We start from the raw sequence: 18,253 nt of genomic DNA on the forward strand, positions 1-18,253 counted from the left end.
TTAGACCGTGCATCCTCACCACAAAATATGCCGGGACGCGCACTGCGCGTCCTGTCGTTAACGTCTACCCTGAACACACTCTCTCCACACTGCAGGCACAAGGAGTCTGAAGATGTCCAACGCACAACTGAACGAACTCAAGCAAAAGTACGTGGCCAAGGGTGCCGCCAGCCCCGCGACCGCCTTCGCAGACCATGCCAAGAATGCGGAACTGTGGGACGCCGACGGAAACCGTTTCATTGACTTCGCCGGCGGCATCGGCGTCCTCAATATTGGTCACTGCCACCCCAAGGTGGTCCAGGCGGTCAAGGACCAGCTGGACAAGGTGATGCACACCTGCCAGACCGTGATGCCCTATGAAGGCTACGTCAAAGTGGCCGAGAAGCTGGCCGAGATCACCCCGGTGCGCGGCGATGCCAAGGTCATGCTCGCCAACTCCGGCGCCGAAGCGCTGGAAAACGCGGTCAAGATTGCGCGTGCCGCGACCGGCCGCAACAACGTCATCTGCTTCGATGGTGGCTACCACGGCCGTACCTTCATGACCATGGCCATGAACGGCAAGGTGGCTCCCTATGCCAACGACTTCGGCACCATGCCGGGCTGCGTCTTCCGCGCCGGCTACCCGGTCGCTGAGCACGGCATCAGCGAAGAGGAAGCCATTCGTCGCCTGAAGATGGTACTGAAGACCGACGCCAACCCGGCCGACACCGCGGCCATCGTGCTTGAGCCTGTGCTGGGCGAAGGTGGCTTCTACCCGGCTCCGCAGAGCTTCCTCGAAAAGATTCGCGAGATCTGCGACGAGCACGGCATTCTGATGATCATCGACGAAGTTCAGAGCGGCTTCGGTCGTACCGGAAAAATGTTTGCCATCGAACACAGCGGCGTTCAGCCCGACCTGATGACCATGGCCAAAAGCATGGCAGCGGGCATGCCGATCTCAGCTGTGGTCGGCACTGACAAGCACATGGACGCCTCCGGCGCCAACTCGCTGGGTGGCACCTATGCCGGTAGCCCAGTGTCCTGCGCCGCCACCCTGGCGGTACTAGAGGTGTTCGAAGAAGAGGATATCCTGGCCAAGAGCCGCGCGCTGGGTGACAAGCTGGCACAACGTTTCGCCCAGTGGGCCGAGACATTCGACGCTGTCGTGCACCCCCGCAACCTCGGTTCCATGGCCGCCTTCGAACTGAACGGCAAGGATGGTCAGCCGGCCCCCGAGCTGGCCGCTGAACTGTGCAAGCGCGCTCGCGAGAACGGCCTGATCCTGCTGTCTTGCGGCATGTTCGGCAACACCATTCGCTTCCTCATGCCGGTCACCATCGAGGACGCGGTTCTCGAAGAAGGCCTTGGCATCATCGAGAACGACCTCAAGGCCATGCTGGGCAGCACTGCCGCCGCCACGGCGTAATGCTCAGACGCTGACGGCCCACCGCCGTCATGCCTCGACGCCACCGGCTGATGCCGGTGGCGTTGTTGTTTGGGGGCAGTGAAAAAGCAGCAATGCTCGCCCTTGCGGGCACCCAGATTGGAAAAAATGTGCCCAAACAAGCTACGGTAAAGCCTCACTCATGGACGCGAGGGACCCGACCATGCAAGAGGATGAACTAGGCAATATGGGCGTTGCGGCACTGACGGAACATTACCGCAATGGCAGCGTCTCACCGCTGGAAGCGACTCGAGCCGCCCTGTCCAGGATTGAACGCTTTAACCCGACCGTTAATGCCTACACCTATATCGATGCCGAAGGTGCCGAGAAAGCCGCAACAGCCTCGGCGCGGCGATGGGGGCAAGGCAAGCCACTCAGCCCCATCGACGGCGTACCGGTCTCCATCAAGGACCTGACCAACGTCGCGGGCATGCCAACGTCAAATGGCTCGCTGCTGGGGTCTCGTCAGCCCTGTGACACTGATGCGCCACCGGCCCGGCGACTGAGAGAGGCCGGCGCTGTTCTGCTGGGCAAGACCAACACGCCGGAAGATGGCTGGAAGGCGGTCACCGATAACCGCGTGTTCGGTGCCACCTGCAACCCCTGGGACACTCGCCTGACGTCCGGCGGATCGTCGGGAGGTGCTGCCGCAGCTGCCGCCCTGAACATGGGAGTGCTGCATCAAGGTGGCGACTCTGGCGGTTCCATTCGCATACCCGCCGCCTTCTGTGGCGTCTTCGGCTTCAAACCAAGCTTTGGCTGGACACCGCAGTGGCCGCCAGCGGAGGCCCCGACGCTTTCCCATATCGGCCCGATCACGCGCACGGTGGAAGACGCCGCCGCCATGCTCAACGTCATTGGCCGCTACGACTACGTGGACCCCTATGCTACCCGAGGTCAGCCGAGCGACTGGGGCCAGGACCTGGGCCAGGACTTGCGCGGTCTGCGCATCGCCTTCTCCACCGATCTCGGCTTCGCCGACGTGGACCCTCAGATCGTCGCCAAGGTCAGAGAGGCCGCCCACCACCTCGAAGCCTTGGGTGCCGAGGTCTGCGAGGTCAACCCAGACCTCCCGTCCCCCCTGTGGATCTTTCAGCGACTGTGGTTTACCGCCTCACTGGAGATGGTCTCGCAGCTCAGTGATGACGACCGTGCCAAGCTGGATCCCGGCCTTTACGAGAATGCCTTGCGCGCAGAGGACTGGAAAGCCGTAGAGCTCTTCCGCGCGCAGGCCGCCCGGGCCGACCTGACGATGCGCCTGGAACAGTTCAATCAGGACTATCACCTGCTGATGACCCCATCCGTGCCCATCAGTCCCTTCGAGATTCACCACCAGGTGCCTCCGGGAAGTGGCATGCGCGACTGGGAGGAATGGGCGCCCTTCTCCTACCCCTTCAACCTCAGTCAGCAGCCCGCAGCGTCGGTTCCCTGCGGCTTTACCGAACAGGGACTGCCTGTCGGTTTTCAACTGGCGGGAGGCAAGTACGATGACGTCAGGGTGCTCAGGGCGTGCCACGCGTACCTGCAGGCACACCCACCCCGCTTTCCCTCCCTGCCTGACCCCGCCCGTCATGCAGGCTGAATGGCGCTCTCCTTCAAACGCCAAGGGCCCGGTGCAATGCACCGGGCCCTTGGGGTTTGGGCGATGATGACGCTCCTTATGAGGCCATATCACCCCTCAACGGTCGTGAGTGAACGCTAACCTCGCAGCTTCCCCACGCCCCATAGCAATACCACGGCACCTACCACGGCCGTCACCAGTGAGCCGATGAATCCTCCACTGGAAAGCCCAACCAGGCTGAACAGCAGGCCACCGATCAATGCACCAACGACACCAACCCCGATATTGCCAAGCAGACCGAAACCACCACCACGCATGATGTTACCTGCGATCCAGCCGGCCAGTCCGCCAATGATCAACCACGCGATAAAGCCCATTGCGTTCTCCTTCGTCGCTGAATGAAAGCTTGCGGTTCTGCGGTACAAGCCCCCCAGCGGCAGATCCCTTGGCCGAGGAGCAAGACCTTAGGGCGTGCCCTAGAGGCCATCGCCCATGCATTTACAGCTATACCATTACATTCATGCATACGAAAGTAGCGATCTGTATCTCGAGCCATGCAAGAGGAGGCCTGGCTAAGCACCAGCGGCCCCTACCGCGGCCACCCTAGATGGTCAACAGCCGTGCTCTACCGCCACAGCACACCACCATGGAGCCACCAGCAAAACGCAATGCCTGGCCTTCATCAGCCCCCGCACAGCTTGCGAGCCCTCACTCACCGCGTCTGCCTTCTGGCCTCACCGAGTCACCGTCAGAAGCGATTTCCCGGCTCGGCGAGGAACGCCTCTTCCTCTGGCGTGGAGCGCCGCCCCAAGGCAGCGTTGCGCTGAGGATAACGACCGAAGCGGAGCAGTACCTCCCGGTGCCGGTGCTCATGGTGCAAATTGCTTTCCAGTCCCGGTTGGTCAAACAGGCGCAAGGCTTCCTCGTGTATCAGCAGTGACTCGCTGTGCATGTACGGCATGTAGAGAAAGGCACGCCAGGCGACATCCAGCACCCGATCCGCCCCCTGTGCCACCGCCTCCTGCGCCAGCACCAATGCCTGGCCATCGCAGGCGAAGGCAAGCGCACTATCACGGTGGATGTTTCGCGAGAACTGATCCAGAACCAGGATTTCCGCCAAACGCCCGCGTGCCGAGGTACGCCACTGCCAGGTCTCGGCGGACGCGGCAGCAGACAGCGTCGCACTGAACGCATCGCGCATGCGTTGGTCCAGGTCGGCGTCCTTGGCAAACCACTGCCGCGGCGTCAACGTGTGAAACCAGAACTCGATGACCTCATCGGCTCGCGCTACCGCTACTGACATGGCATTCTCCCCCTTCCAGAAATCCTCTGCCATTGGCGCCCGGCTACCGGCATTGGTACGCCGGCAGCGGATGATGGTCGACCACCACCACTCGCCAAGATGGCATTGTGTGATCGCTCGCGTGACTCACCCGGCCACCCACCTGCTGGATCCCATCACCCATGACACCCTTCGAACTGCTTCGCTCGCTGGCGGTCGTCTTTCATATGTCTGGCCTGGTCGTCTGCCTGCTGGGTCTGCATATCGCTCGCACCCATCGCTGGCCAGGGCGGCTTCTGGCCGCATGCGGATTCATCATTGCGGCAACGCCTACATTGCTGCAACTATTTGGCATCGTTGAGCCTGTGCCGGTTCCAGCAGTTCTTCCGGAAGCACACGGCTAAGACAAAAGATGTATGGCTCGAGCGTGATAGCCACATAAACTAGCCAACATGCTGCCAACAGGCACTATATCGACGAACTTAATCCTTTAAGAAACGGAAAAGCGCGTTCACCTCAGGCGGCCTGACCGCGCTGGCTCCGCCATCGCGACCAGCATGTGCAGGGGCGATCTCGATACCGATCATCAAGTGAAGCGATACAGCTGCAATACTGCATACAGCGTCCCGGGACCCTTGACCACTGGTTAGCACCGGCGGGGGACGCTACCACTGAACCCTTGGTCGGCCAGTACCGTCGTCGCCCCCACGGCACGCGCAGCGGGAACGCCGCCACCGCGGAACACGATTGCAAGGATGACACTATGCCCCTACTGACCTTTGCGTCCTTTTTGTTCTTTACCGGCCTGGTCGCCTTCATCACCTGGCGGATTACCCGCCGGGACGACCATTCCAGCACCAGCGGCTTCTTTCTCGCTGGCCGCAGCCTGACCTTCCCGCTGATTGCGGGCTCATTGCTGATGACCAACCTGTCCACGGAGCAGATGGTGGGCTTGAACGGCTCAGCCTTCACCGATGGCCTTAGCGTCATGGCCTGGGAAGTGGTCGCCGTCATGGCACTGGTGGCACTGGCACTGTTCTTTCTGCCGCGCTTCCTCAAGAGCGGGATCGCCACCCTGCCCCAGCTGTTGGAAATCCGCTTCGACAAGGGCACCCAGCTGATCACCAACGTGATCTTCCTGATCGCCTACGCGGTGGTGCTGCTGCCGATCATCCTGTATTCCGGCGCGATCGGCCTGCAAGGGATGCTCGACCTGTCGGGACTGACCGGGATCGAATCCAGTACCACGCTGCTATGGCTGACGGTATGGATTGTCGGCATCATCGGTTCCATCTATGCCCTGTTCGGCGGCCTGCGCACGGTGGCCGTGTCCGATACTCTCAACGGCATCGGACTACTTGTCGGTGGCTTTGTCATTGTCTATTTCGGCTTGCAGGCCGTCAGCGACAGTGGCGGCGTTCTCGCCGGCTGGGACATCCTCAAGCAGGCCAACCCCGAGAAGATGAACTCGATCGGGGGCAGTGACCAGAGCGTACCGTTCTTTACCCTGTTCACCGGGGTCTTTCTCATCAACGTGTTCTACTGGACCACCAACCAGCAGATCATCCAGCGCACCTTTGCCGCCAAGAACCTGGCCGAAGGCCAGAAAGGCGTGCTGCTGACGGGCTTCTTCAAGCTGCTGGGTCCGCTTTACCTGGTCCTGCCCGGCATCATTGCCTATCACCTGTATGCCGACCAGGGCATCAAGGCGGACGAAGCATACGGCCACCTGGTCTTCAACGTGCTGCCCGCGCCGCTGACAGGCTTCTTTGCCGCGGTGATGGTTGGCGCCATCCTGTCATCCTTCAATTCGGCGCTGAACTCGACCACGACGTTGTTCAGCCTGGGCCTCTACAAGGCCGTACTCAAGAAGGACGCCAGCGAGGCCCAGGTGGTCAGGTCCAGCCAGGTGTTCGGTTGGATCATGGCAATCTCGGCCATGACCATTGCGCCCCTGCTGGCGGGTCAGGAAAGCCTGTTCGGCTACCTGCAGAAAATGAACGCCATCTACTTCATCCCCATTCTTGCCGTGGTAGTCGTCGGCCTGGTGACCAAGCGGGTGCCGCCCATGGCCGCCAAGATCGCTCTGGTCGGCGGCTGTCTGATGATCTTTGCAGGTTACTTCATTCCCCCGTTCAACAAGCTGCCCGTGCTGATGCACGAATTCCATTTCGTTGCGCTGGTCTTCGTGTTGCTGGTGGTCATCATGCTGCTGATCGGCAAGTGGCGCCCACGCACCGAAGCCTGGCAGCAGGAGGACGTCGGCGCAGTGGATCTGACACCCTGGAAAGGCGCCGTTCCCGCAGGCATCCTGCTGGTCGTACTGGTGATTGCCATCTACGTGGCCTTTGCTGGCTGAAGCCCCCCACTCCCTCGAGTCGCCTCCATAACGCCTCGCTCCACCCCACTGGAGCGGGGCGTTGCTGATTGCGAGCCCCATGTCCGGATCGGTGGGGTACCTGTCCTTGCCGCCACCCTCACCAGGCGCCATCATCAACACGGCTTCCACGACATGCCGAGACCCCGATGATGGACATCAAAGACGTTGCCCTGCTGGCCTACCCCGATTGCCAGATGCTCGACGTCACGGGGCCCTGGCAGGTGTTCGCCACGACCAATGAGGTGCTTGGGCGCCGCCACTACCGCCTCCTGCTGATCGGGCGCGGCGACGAGGTCATGTCCAACGGCGGGTTACGCCTGCGACCGGACCTCGGCTGGCGTCAGTGGGAGGCGGGCGACGGTGGCCCAGTGGATAACGCCTCCTTGCTGGTGGCCGGAGGACACGGCGTCTTTGTGCAATGCCAACAGGCTCGCTGGCGAGAGCGCCTCAACCGAGTGGCGCCACGCCTGAACAGGCTCGGGTCGGTCTGTACCGGCGCCTTTCTGCTGGCCGATGCTGGACTGCTCGACGATCACGACGCCACCACCCACTGGCGGCACTGCGAGCGCCTGGCCCAGACCTTTCCCCAGGTACGCGTGCAGGCAGATGCGCTGTATGTCCATGATCGCGGGCGTTACACCAGCGCAGGGGTGACGGCGGGTATCGACCTGGCCCTGTCACTGGTCGAGGCAGATCTAGGCACAGACGTGGTCGCCACCGTCGCCCGAGAACTGGTGATGTTTGTCCACCGTCCAGGGGGCCAGTCGCAATTCAGCGAGCTGATGGCCCGCCAACACGCCAGTGGCAGCCGTCTGCGTCCCCTGCTGGAGCGCCTGCACGCGGCGCCGGCAACCGACATGGACCTGCATAGCATGGCCGAACAGGTCCATATGTCGTCGCGCCACCTGTCTCGACTGTTCCGTCGCCAACTGGGCACGACGCCCATGGAGTACCTCACCCGAGTGCGCCTGGAGGCCGCCCGGCAGGACCTGATTCGTGGCGCGGCGTCACTCGAGCAACTGGCATCGCACTGGCGCCTGGGCACCAGCGAGCAGCTGCGACGCCTGTTCCAGCGTCACTACGGCGTATCACCATCGATCTACCGAGCACGCTTCGGCACGTCATCCGAAGCCAGCTGACGCGTTATCCCCCTCGCCAACTGACGCCTGGTCCCCCACCGGTCATCTGATACATCACACAGGAGTCCCCGACATGCACGACGCCACTCAACCGCGACTGCCCACCGGCGTCGTTTTGCTATCACTGTGTCAAGCGCTGCTGGTCAGCGGCAACATCCTGCTGATCGCGGTGTCTCCGCTGATCGGCCAGGCCCTGGCTCCCACGCCGTGGCTGTCGACATTGCCGGTCGCTACCCAGTGGCTTGGCTTGATGCTGGCCACCCTGCCCGCATCACTGATCATGGGGCGACTGGGACGCAAGCGCGGCTTCGTGATCGGCAACCTGATCGGACTTGGCGGCACCGTGGCCGCCTGCGTGACGCTGGTCGCCGGCAACTTCGTCGGCTTCGCGATGGCCACCACCGCGATCGGGATCGGCATTGGCTTTGGCCAGCTCTACCGCTTTGCCGCCATCGAGATTGCTCCGGCCCAGGCACGGGACCGGGCCGTCGGCCTGGTGATGGGGGGCGGCGTGCTGGCGGCGTTTTTCGGCCCCTGGCTTGCCAGATTCAGCCAAGACGCGTCGGTCACCCCGTTTCTCGGCAGTTTCATTGGCCTGGGGGCGCTCTATCTGATCGCCCTTGGCCTGCTGCTGGTCATTCCCCTTCCCCCCGTTGACCGCCAGGCGCGTCATGAGCCCGCCCGCCCTATGGCCGAGCTGTTACGGCAAAGCAAGCTATGGCTGGCCATTCTCGGCGCCATGGTGGGCTACGGGGTGATGAACCTGGCCATGACGGCGACGCCCTTGGCCATGGCCACCCACGGTCACGCGTTTCACCATGTCTCGATGACGATCCAATGGCACGTATTGGCCATGTTCGTGCCGTCCTTCTTCACCGGGCGATTGACCCAGCGCCTAGGCGCCCCGAGCATGATCGCCCTGGGCTGTGTGCTGCTGATGGCCAGTGCGCTCACCGCCCTGGGGCCCTCGACCATCGCCGGCTTCAACATTACCCTTGTGCTGCTCGGCCTCGGTTGGAACTTTACCTTCCTGCCCGCCACCGGCCTGCTGACCGAATGCTATCAGCCCGCCGAAAAAGCGCGGGTCCAGGCCCTCAACGAGTTTCTGGTGTTCACCACCGCCGCCATCACTGCCCTGGCAGCAGGCCCCCTAGTGGGAGTGCTGGGATGGCAGACATTGAATCTGTGGCTGCTTCCCATGGCGGCCCTGCCGCTGGTAGTGATCGCGCTACAATCGCTTGTCTTTGCGGCACGGCGCCCTCAGATTAGGGGGTAATCTGACAGGATGGAGCCGCAATGCCCACGGACCTGACCCGTGATCTGATGGATCTGATCGAACGTGGCCGAGACCGCCAGCTACGCCTGGCGGTCACCGGCCTGTCTCGGGCGGGCAAGACAGCCTTCCTTACTTCGCTGGTGGATCAGCTGCGCCATGCTGGCCTGGAAGCGCGCCTGGACTTGCTTGCTGCCAGCCGTGAGGGCCGTCTGCTGGGCGCCCAGCGGGTGGCCCAAAGAGACCTGGGCGTGCCCCGCTTTCCTTTCGACCAGGCTCGCGCCAGCCTGGAACAGATTCCACCGCGTTGGCCGGAGCCCACCCGCGGCATCAGCGAGCTACGCCTGACCATTCGCTACCGCCCACAGCGCCAGTCCTGGTTCAGCGCCGACAACGCGGAGCTGACCCTGGACCTGTTCGATTATCCGGGGGAATGGCTGCTGGACCTGCCTCTGCTGGATCACACCTTTGCCAGTTGGAGCATGGCCCAATGGCAGGCCATGCAGGAGAGCGCCGGTCCGGCACGACGTGCCATGCTGGCACCTTGGCAGGCATGCGTCGATCAACTGGACATCGAACAGGAGGCGGATGAAGCTCTCCTCGCCGATATCAGCGAACAGTATGCCAGCGGACTGCGCGCCGCCCGTGAGGCGGGCTTTTCGCACCTTCAGCCAGGGCGTTTCCTGCTGCCCGGAGAGCTGGCCGGCGCCCCCGTGCTGCAGTTCTTTCCGCTGCCCGGTCTTGACAGTCACTCAGCCGAGACCCTGGAACGCTTGCCTGAGTCGAGCGTGTATCGGACGCTGGCACGCCGCTTTGCCCACTATCAGCAACATATCGTCAAGCCGTTCTACCGCGATCACTTCCGTCGATTCGACCGCCAGATCGTTCTGGTCGACGTGCTGGGCGCCCTCAACGCCGGCCCTGAACGTTTCGAGGACTTGTCCCAGGCGTTGCAGCAACTGATGCAGAGTTTCAACTACGGCAGGCGCAGCCTGTTCAGCCGCCTGTTCACACCGCGCATCGATCGCCTGGCCATTGCCGCGACCAAGGCGGACCATGTCACACCGGATCAGCATGCCAGGCTTGTCAGCCTACTGGAGGCACTGCTCGCGGAACCCCTGAAAAACCTCAAGTACGCCGATATTCCGGTCAAGGCACTGTCGCTGGCCTCCATTCGCGCCACCGAGGCGCGTGAGGTCACCCATCAGGGACGTACATCGCCGGCCCTCAGGGGCACCACCCTGGACGGCGAGTCGCTGCTGACCTTCCCGGGAGAGGTGCCAGGCCGGCTTCCAGACCCTGCCTTCTGGGAACGTCAGGGATTCGACTTTACCGCCTTCAGGCCGCAACCGGTGACGGCAGGAGCCCTGCCCCACATCCGCATGGATCTGGCGCTGGATTGGCTACTCGGAGACAAGCTCAGATGACCCAGGACTCGCCGAACGACCCGCGCCCCTCGGTGCGCTTTGCCGAGCAGGATGACGCCACCATCGGCTCTTTCCATGACCCCAGGCCTGGCCAGCGCTTCGATGAAGGCGTCGACAGCCGGGCGCTGACGCCCACCCCGCCAGCCACTGCCGACGACGATCGGGTGGACTTGGCGGGCACGCTTGGACGCCCTCGCAAACGCCGCTGGGGACTGGTGACGGTGCTGATCGCCACTACCGGCCTTGGCGCTGCCGAACTGGTGACCGGCGTGCCCCAGACTCTAGCAGGGGGAGACCTGCTGGCGACCGGCTGGCAGCTGCTGGGACTGACGGCCATTGGACTTGGCGGACTGGCGCTGATGCGTGAGCTGTTTCGTCTGAAGCGATTGAAGCGCCACGATCAGCTGCGTCTGGCCCTGGCGCAGATGCATGAGCGCTCGCCCAAACAGGCACTGGCGCTGGCTCGGCGCCTCAAGACTCAGCTCGCTCTGGGCGATGACGACCCCCACTGGCATGCCTTCGAGGCGGCGCGAGAAGCGCACCATGATGGCCAGGACCTTCAGCAGCTGGTGGCGCACCACTTGCTGGCGCCGAGAGATAGAGAGGCCCAGCGCCTGATATCGCGAATGAGCGGAGAAACCGCGGTCATGGTCGCCGTCAGCCCGATGACCCTGGTGGACATGACCCTGGTGGCATGGCGCCACCTGGCGATGGTGGACCGGTTGTGTCGACTCTACGGGCTGGAGCTGGGCTACGCAGCCAGGCTCAAGCTGCTGCGCAGCGTGCTGTATCAGATGGCCTTTGCAGGCGCCACCGAGCTCGCCACCGACGCCAGCGTGCAGATGCTGTCACTGGATCTGGCCGGGCGCCTTTCGGCCCGCGCCGCCCAGGGCCTTGGCGTGGGTCTGCTCGGCGCTCGGCTGGGGCTTAGGACCCAGCGCCTGGTACGGCCGCTGACGTTCAGCCCGGAGCAGCGGCCCCGTTTGGCCGACCTTCGCCGCGACCTGTGGCGCCAGCTAAGACGCATGGAGGCGCCCAACAAGGACGCCTGAATCACCTTACAAACCACCACTCTACCGGACCCACGGGGCCAAGCGACGCCTGGCCCCGTGGGTTCTGTTCACCCACCTTCGCGCCGTGCCAGCACGCCCATCACCTCCTGACAGGCACCCATGGTGTGATAGTCCACCTTGCCGGCCGGGCTCTTGGCGTCATCGTAGCGGCGGTTGTCCGCAGACAGGATGCGATACCAGGCACCGTGTCGATGATCCATCATATGCTGCCAGCTGTACTCCCACAGGCGCTGATACCAGCGCTGGTAGCAGCCCTTGCCGGTGACTTCCCACAGCACCGCAGCCGTGGCGAAGCTCTCTGCCTGTACCCAGAAGTACTTGTCGCCGTCACATACCTCGCCGTCCAGATCGCATCCATACACCAGACCGCCATGCTGCTTGTCCCAGCCGGCTTCACAGGCACTGCTGAATAGCCGCTCTGCGGTAGGTATCAGCCAGGCGTCGTCGCGGTAACGGGACAGCAACACCAGCAGCTTGGCCCACTCGGTCTGGTGACCCACCTGATACCCCCAGGGGCGGAACAGGTGCTTGGGGTCCTGCCGGTTGTAGTCGAGGTCAGGGTTCCACTGCTGATCGTAGTGCTCCCATATCCACCCATGGGGATGCTTGCGGTTGATGCCGATGATCGAGCGCGCGATGGCCAAGGCCTGATCCAGATAGCGGGTTTCAGACGTGGCCTCGTAGGCTGCAATCAGCGCTTCGCAACCATGCATGTTGGCATTCTGGCCCCGGTAGTCCTTCAGGCGCCAACGCTCATCCGCTTCATCGGCAAAACGCTGCCACTGAGGCTCCCAGAAGTGCTGCTGCAGCATTCGGTGAACCCGACCAATGCCTGCGTAGGCCTCGGCAATCCCCGCCCGGTAGGCCTCGGCATAGGCCAGCAGCACGAAGGCCAGACCGTAGCAATGATGGGTGGTGTCCTCAGGCTTGCCATCTCGTAGCGTCCAGGCATAGCCCTGATAGCGCGTCTGAAAGTGGGCCTTCTCCAGATAGGCAAGCCCGTGGCGCGCCCAGTGCAGATACTCGGATTGACCGCTGTGCAGCGCAAACCGCGCATAGGTGACGACATAGCGCGCGCTCGACACCAGATGACGATGCTCCGCGTCATAGACGCTGCCATCATCGCGCAGGTAGTGAAAGAAACCACCGTGGGGATCGATCGCCCTGGGGTGGTAAAAGGCCATCGTGTCGCGCACGTGACGGTCGAGAAACAGCGGGTCGTATCCGTTCATCCGACGCTCCTGAGAAGTGATCCGAGGCTATGTGACTGTTCATGCTGGGCGCCAAGGCCCGTGCGAGGCCAGCGACAGGGGCATGTCTGGGGCATTGGTGGGGCCGGCTCGGCAACTAGCCGTGCCGCTCATCCGCGAGCCCGAAGCGACGGCGCAGGCAGCGCGCCACCCCTTCTTCGGCGTGATGGCCGATCACTGTCGCCCCGGGCAGATCCTGCGCCAGCTGGGGATGGGCGTTGGCCATGACGTGGGCTTCGCCCGCAAGGCTCAGCATTTCCAGGTCATTGAGGTTGTCGCCAAAGGCCAGGCAGCGCTCTGCGGGAATCCCCAGATCGTCGAGCAGCGCAGACACGGCACTGCCCTTGTTGACCCCTGCCGCCATGATTTCGAGCGAGTGACTCATCGAATAGGTGATGTGCAAGGCATCGCCTGCTGCCTCCCGTGCGGCCGCTTCAATGGTGGCCAGCAGACGAGGCTCGCCGATGTAGAGCACCTTGCCTACACCCTGCACCTCCATTCGCTCCGTTGGCGCCACCTGGTACTCGAAGCCAGTCGCTTCATGCAGGGCCAGCAGACCAGGGGCATGATCGTCGATCAACCAGGCATCCTCGCGGTACATATTAAGGCGTACCTCTGACGGCCGGGGAAGGCCCAGCAGCATTTCCACCTGTTCCGGCCGCAGGTGCGCAGACCGCACACACTGCCCGGCAGCATCCAGGGTCCAGGCGCCGTTGCTGGATATGATGTGTGCCGCCCCACCCAGTCGATCGCGAAAACCGATCATATCCCGGTGGTGTCTGCCTGAGGCGAGGCACAGCCGATGCCCCTCCCCGGCCAACGCACGCAGGGTATCAATGGTCAGCGCGGCCAGGTCGTGATCGGCACCCAGCAAGGTGCCGTCAAGGTCGGACACGATCAAGTGTGGCTGCATAAAGGCTCCAGGACGTTGCAAGTGGATCGGGCCAGGGATCGCAGCAGTCTACACCATCGACCGGCGACACAAAGGGACAGCGTCTTGCAAGCAACATATGAAAGAGCAACGTATGAAAGAGCAACGTATGAAAGAGCAACGTATGAAAGAGCAACGTATGAAAGAGCAACGGCACGCCTCTCGGCATGCCGTTGCTTAGGGTGCTTCGCCAAGGTCTCCTGGGAGACGTGCTCAGTTGGGCATCACGCCTGCCTCACGCAGCCCCCCGGCCAGAGCGTCCGCATCCTTGCCGACCACCAGATGCCAGACGCCCTCAGCCACCCTTAGCACACCGTGGCAGCCCAGCTGGGCCAAGGCCTGCTCATCCAGCTCGCTATCGTGACGGACCGCCAGACGCAGGCGAGTCGCTGCGCGAACGTCCAGCGCGCGGATGTTGTCACTTCCTCCCAGGGCTCGGCGCCAGGCTGCTACCTGCTCATCGTTGAGGCTTGTCGGGGTGGACACCTTCTGTGCGACCACGACCTCGGCGGGATCAGCCCCCACTGGGGGCGTCTGCCCCTGAGCCGCCATGGCCGCACGAATCTCGTCGGCGACGGTGTCGGCGATAGGGCCCAGGATCACCTGCACACCGCCCCCACCCAGTCGCAACACACCACGAGACCCCAGTGCCTTCAGCGCTGCCTCGTCGATCTGGTCCGGCTGTTTCAGCACCAGTCTTAGACGGGTGGTACAGGCCCCCACCGCTTCGAGGTTGGCCGCCCCTCCAAGGGCGGTGGTAAAGGCGGGACCACGTTCACCGAGTTCGGCGGCGCTCATCTGGGGGTCCTGCGTCAGCGGCTCGCGTCCCGGCGTGGGCAGGTCAAACCGCACAATCGCCCAACGGAACAGGCCGTAGTAGACAAGCCCGATGACCACGCCGACCGGCAACATCATCCATCCATTGGTGGACAGGCCGTAGGACAGGGCATAGTCGAAGGCCCCGGCGGAGAAGGTAAAGCCCAGCTTGACGTCGAGCCACTGCATGATGGCCATGCTGAGACCGGTCATCACCGCATGGAAGGCGTAGAGCAGCGGTGCGAGGAACATGAAGGTGAACTCGATGGGTTCCGTCACCCCGGTCAGGAAGGCGGTCAGTGCCAGTGATAGCAGCAGCCCTCCGACCTGGGCCCGACGTCCCTTGTCGGCGGTGTGGTACATGGCCAGTGCCGCCGCCGGCAGGCCAAACATCATCACCGGGAAGAAGCCCGCCATGAAGCCACCGGCAGTCGGATCTCCGGCAAAGAAGCGATTGAGATCGCCGGTGGCGTCGCCAAAGCTGCCGAAGACAAACCACACAAAGCTGTTGAGGACGTGGTGCAGGCCGGTGACGATCAACAGGCGATTGAGTGCGCCGTAGACAAACTTGCCGAAAGCGCCAGCGTCAATCAGCCAATGGCCAACGGTGTCGATGGCGTGCTGTATTGGCGGCCAGCCCCAACCAAAGGCGATGCCCAGTACCACGCCAGCAAGGCCAGTGGCGATGGGGACGAAACGCCGGCCACCAAAAAACGCCAGATAGTCGGGTAGCTTGATGGCCTTGAAGCGGTTGTACAGTAGCCCCGCGACGGTTCCCATGATGATACCCGCCAGCACTCCCATGTTGATCTCGGGGTTGAGACTTTCCAGCACCGCATCCAGCACCAGATAGCCGATGACCCCGGCAAGGCCCGCAGCACCATTGCTGTCGTCGGCAAAGCCGACGGCCAGTCCTATGGCAAAGATCAACGCCAGGTTGGCGAAGATCGCCTGGCCAGCGCTGGCCACAAAGGCAATGTCGAGAAGGTCAGGCTGCCCCAGCCGCAGCAGCAGGCCGGCGACCGGCAAGACGGCGATCGGCAGCATCAACGAACGCCCCAGCAGCTGCAGCGCAGCCATCAGGCGTGAGCCCAGTGAGCTTGTCATGTCATGATCCTCTCGGAAGGTGTCTCGGCGACCAGCGCGGCCTCTACCAGTTGCGTCAGTGCATGGCGCACCGATGCAGCGTCTGGCATCCCCAGCAGGGTATCGATTTCGCGCGCGATCACGCTGGCATCCAGGCGTCGCAAGCGCGCCTTCACCGCCGCTACGCTGGCCGGCTCCACCGATAGCTCGGAGACGCCCATGGCCACCAACAGAGGACCCGCAAGCTCATCGCCGGCTGCCGCTCCGCACACTCCCACCGGGCAGCGCCCCCCGGTGCCCGCCAGGGTCGCCTGAATCAGTCGCAGCACGCCGGGGTGAAGCACATCCGCCCGGGCCGCCAGCAGCGCATCCTCGCGATCCATGGCCAGCCCATACTGGGTCAGATCGTTGGTACCGATCGACAGAAAGTCAGCCACCTTGGCCATGGCGGCGGAACATAGCGCCGCACTGGGTACTTCGATCATCGCTCCCAGCAGCGGCAGTTCGGTCAGGCGCATGTCGGCCGCCATTGCCTCCATGCGCTCGCGCACCCATTCGAGCTCGCTGGCATCGCTGACCATCGGCACCATGATGCGCAGATGACGCAGCGGCTTGACCCCCAGCAAGGCGCGTAGCTGGGTATCCAGCAATTCAGGGTGAGACTGCCACAGGCGCATGCCGCGGACCCCGAGGGCAGGGTTGGGTGACGACGGCAGCGTCAGGTACGGCAGCTGCTTGTCGGCGCCGATATCCAGGGTGCGGATAATCACTGGCTTGGCGCCCAGGGCATCAACGCTGGCCTGATATTCCTCACGCTGCTGTGCTTCGCTGGGCGCCGAGTCCCGCCCCAGGAACAGAAACTCGCTGCGCATCAGGCCGACACCATCCGCCCCACTGGCGCTTGCCTGGCGGGCCTCTTCGGCGCTGCCGATATTGGCGGCGACCTCTACCATGCGGCTATCGCGGGTCACCACTTCCAGGTGTGCCTGGCTGCGTTCTTCTTCGGCGCGGGCGGCCCGGACGGCGATCTCCTTCACCACCTGTTCGCAACGAGGCTGGTCAGGCGTCAGCTCCAGCCGCCCCTTGTCGGCATCCAGCACTACCGTGCTACCGTGATGGGCATCGGCTGCCTCAAGCAGCGCGCCGCCCATGGCCACCAGACAGGGCACGCCCCGGGCGCGGGCCATGATCGCTACGTGGGAGGTGGTACCGCCCGCCGCCAGGCAGAGCCCCGCCGGATCATGCTGGCACAGCTCGACGAAGGATGAGGGAGTGAGATCATCGGCCACGACAATGGCGTCTGCCGGCAGCTCCCCCAGGGCCGTTGACGGGCCATCACTGAAGGTCAGCATCACTTGACGCTGAAGGTCTCTCAGGTCAGCGATGCGACCGATCAAGATGGCGTTGCCGGTGGCGCGAAGGCGGTCGGCTTCTGCGTCCAGGGCTTCACGCCAGGCTTGCCCCGGACTGAGCCCCTCTTCCAGCCTGCTGACCGCCGATGCCACCAGGTCCGGATCTTCCAACCACGCCTGATGGGCTTCGAACACCTCAGCTTCGGCCTGCTGGCCTTCACGCAAGGCGCGTGTCCTGGACGCCTCAAGCTGCGCCCCTACCTGCTCCAGCGCCGCCATCAAGCGTGGACACTCCACCTGACGACCGTGCCCTTCTAGCGGCACCTCAGGCAACCTGACGCTCAACACCGAAAGCGGCCCACTGGCCATCCCGCGACTGGCTGTCAGGCCCCCTAATTGTCCAGGTTCCAGCTCCCCTGCAGCGGGGGCCGCCTGCTGAATGTCACCGGCGCCATGGCCTTCCGCTGTGGTCAGCAGGGCAACAGCACTGGCCATTGCCGCCTCAGCGTTGGCCCCTTCCACCTTGATCTGCACCGCATCGCCACACTCAAGCCCGAGATTCATCAGTGCGCTGACACTGCCGGAGCTCGCGGTGCGCGCCTTGGCACCCAGGCTCATGACGACCTGGTGGTCGCGGGCAATCGCCCTGAGCCTGGCCGCCGGACGTGCGTGCAGTCCCGCTTCAATGGCCAGCGTAACCGTGCGCTCGAGCTTTGGCCCCGCCGGCTCAACGCCAGCGACGCCGCCGGCCACCGCTGAGCTTGCCGGGCCCAGCACGATCAGTGGTTCCCCTCGCTGTACGATATCGCCGGCACGCAGCTCCAGCTCGATCCACTGGCGCTCACCGCTATCCAGCACGACCATGGGCGTCACCAACGAGGCAGCGTCGCAGGCCAGCTGGTCCAGGTCGAAGTAACACAGAGGTTCGCCTGCCTGTACCCGTTGCCCCTGGGTCACGCAGGCCTCGATACCACGACCTTCGAGCATCACGGTGTCGAGTCCAAGGTGCACCAGGACCTCGATGCCCTCATCACTCCTGATGGTAAACGCATGATGGGTGCGAGCAGACTGAACCACTTCGCCGTCACAGGGGGCATGCAAGCACCCGCCTAGCGGGTCCAGGGCGATGCCCTGGCCGAGACTGCCCTCGGCGAACACTGGATCCGGGACGTCGGCCAGGGGGACCACCACCCCCTTGACCGGCGCCACCAGGGTGACATTGCTCAAAACCATGATCTGCTCCGTATCGTTGTCATTGAG

General features: G+C 63.6%; 14 protein-coding genes. 8 read left to right on the plus strand and 6 right to left on the minus strand.

Annotated elements, in window-relative coordinates:
- Positions 1–112 precede the first annotated feature (112 nt).
- Both JF545_RS18175 and JF545_RS18180 read left to right on the plus strand, forming a co-directional pair.
- Positions 113–1,405 (plus strand): aspartate aminotransferase family protein, encoded by a 1,293-nt coding sequence (locus tag JF545_RS18175; RefSeq protein WP_206944392.1) that lies wholly within the window; start codon positions 113–115, stop codon positions 1,403–1,405.
- Between the two features lie 181 nt (positions 1,406–1,586).
- Entirely contained in the window at positions 1,587–3,005 is a 1,419-nt protein-coding gene (locus tag JF545_RS18180) for an amidase (RefSeq protein ID WP_206944394.1), read from the plus strand.
- Between the two features lie 116 nt (positions 3,006–3,121).
- Here JF545_RS18180 and JF545_RS18185 read toward each other — a convergent pair whose 3' ends face one another.
- Both JF545_RS18185 and JF545_RS18190 read right to left on the minus strand, forming a co-directional pair.
- Positions 3,122–3,361: a GlsB/YeaQ/YmgE family stress response membrane protein gene (locus JF545_RS18185; protein ID WP_206944395.1), complete on the minus strand. Its 240-nt coding sequence runs from the start codon at positions 3,359–3,361 to the stop codon at positions 3,122–3,124.
- Positions 3,362–3,732: 371 nt separating this feature from the next.
- On the minus strand, positions 3,733–4,287 hold the full coding sequence (locus tag JF545_RS18190; protein WP_206944396.1) for a DUF924 family protein: 555 nt from the start codon (positions 4,285–4,287) through the stop codon (positions 3,733–3,735).
- A 161-nt stretch (positions 4,288–4,448) separates the two neighbouring features.
- Between JF545_RS18190 and JF545_RS18195 the strand changes: the two genes are divergently transcribed.
- The 6 genes from JF545_RS18195 (at position 4,449) to JF545_RS18220 (ending at position 11,537) form a co-directional block, all read left to right on the plus strand.
- The gene (locus JF545_RS18195) at positions 4,449–4,670 is read left to right on the plus strand and encodes a hypothetical protein (protein WP_206944397.1); all 222 of its coding nucleotides are present in this window, start codon (positions 4,449–4,451) and stop codon (positions 4,668–4,670) included.
- Positions 4,671–5,029: 359 nt separating this feature from the next.
- Positions 5,030–6,625, plus strand: coding sequence for a solute:sodium symporter family transporter (locus tag JF545_RS18200; protein ID WP_206944398.1), 1,596 nt, complete (start codon positions 5,030–5,032; stop codon positions 6,623–6,625).
- Between the two features lie 167 nt (positions 6,626–6,792).
- Positions 6,793–7,785, plus strand: coding sequence for a GlxA family transcriptional regulator (locus JF545_RS18205; RefSeq protein WP_242520955.1), 993 nt, complete (start codon positions 6,793–6,795; stop codon positions 7,783–7,785).
- Between the two features lie 97 nt (positions 7,786–7,882).
- Positions 7,883–9,061, plus strand: coding sequence for an MFS transporter (locus JF545_RS18210; RefSeq protein ID WP_206944518.1), 1,179 nt, complete (start codon positions 7,883–7,885; stop codon positions 9,059–9,061).
- A gap of 20 nt (positions 9,062–9,081) precedes the next feature.
- A complete protein-coding gene (locus JF545_RS18215; protein ID WP_206944399.1) occupies positions 9,082–10,485 on the plus strand; it encodes a YcjX family protein in 1,404 nt (467 codons plus the stop codon).
- Positions 10,482–11,537, plus strand: coding sequence for a YcjF family protein (locus tag JF545_RS18220; RefSeq protein WP_206944400.1), 1,056 nt, complete (start codon positions 10,482–10,484; stop codon positions 11,535–11,537). Before JF545_RS18215 ends, JF545_RS18220 begins: the two co-directional genes overlap by 4 nt.
- Positions 11,538–11,605: 68 nt before the next feature.
- Here JF545_RS18220 and JF545_RS18225 read toward each other — a convergent pair whose 3' ends face one another.
- From JF545_RS18225 to ptsP, 4 genes are all read right to left on the minus strand, one after another.
- A complete protein-coding gene (locus JF545_RS18225) occupies positions 11,606–12,790 on the minus strand; it encodes an AGE family epimerase/isomerase (protein WP_206944401.1) in 1,185 nt (394 codons plus the stop codon).
- A gap of 115 nt (positions 12,791–12,905) precedes the next feature.
- Complete coding sequence (locus tag JF545_RS18230) at positions 12,906–13,721, minus strand: Cof-type HAD-IIB family hydrolase (RefSeq protein WP_206944403.1); 816 nt, start codon at positions 13,719–13,721, stop codon at positions 12,906–12,908.
- 231 nt (positions 13,722–13,952) lie between these two features.
- Entirely contained in the window at positions 13,953–15,662 is a 1,710-nt protein-coding gene (gene nagE, locus JF545_RS18240) for an N-acetylglucosamine-specific PTS transporter subunit IIBC (RefSeq protein WP_206944405.1), read from the minus strand.
- Positions 15,659–18,226 (minus strand): phosphoenolpyruvate--protein phosphotransferase, encoded by a 2,568-nt coding sequence (ptsP, locus tag JF545_RS18245; protein ID WP_206944407.1) that lies wholly within the window; start codon positions 18,224–18,226, stop codon positions 15,659–15,661. The genes nagE and ptsP overlap by 4 nt, the downstream gene beginning before the upstream one ends.
- Positions 18,227–18,253: the final 27 nt, after the last annotated feature.

The organism is Halomonas litopenaei (assembly GCF_017303055.1).
GTDB classification, from domain to species: domain Bacteria; phylum Pseudomonadota; class Gammaproteobacteria; order Pseudomonadales; family Halomonadaceae; genus Halomonas; species Halomonas litopenaei_A.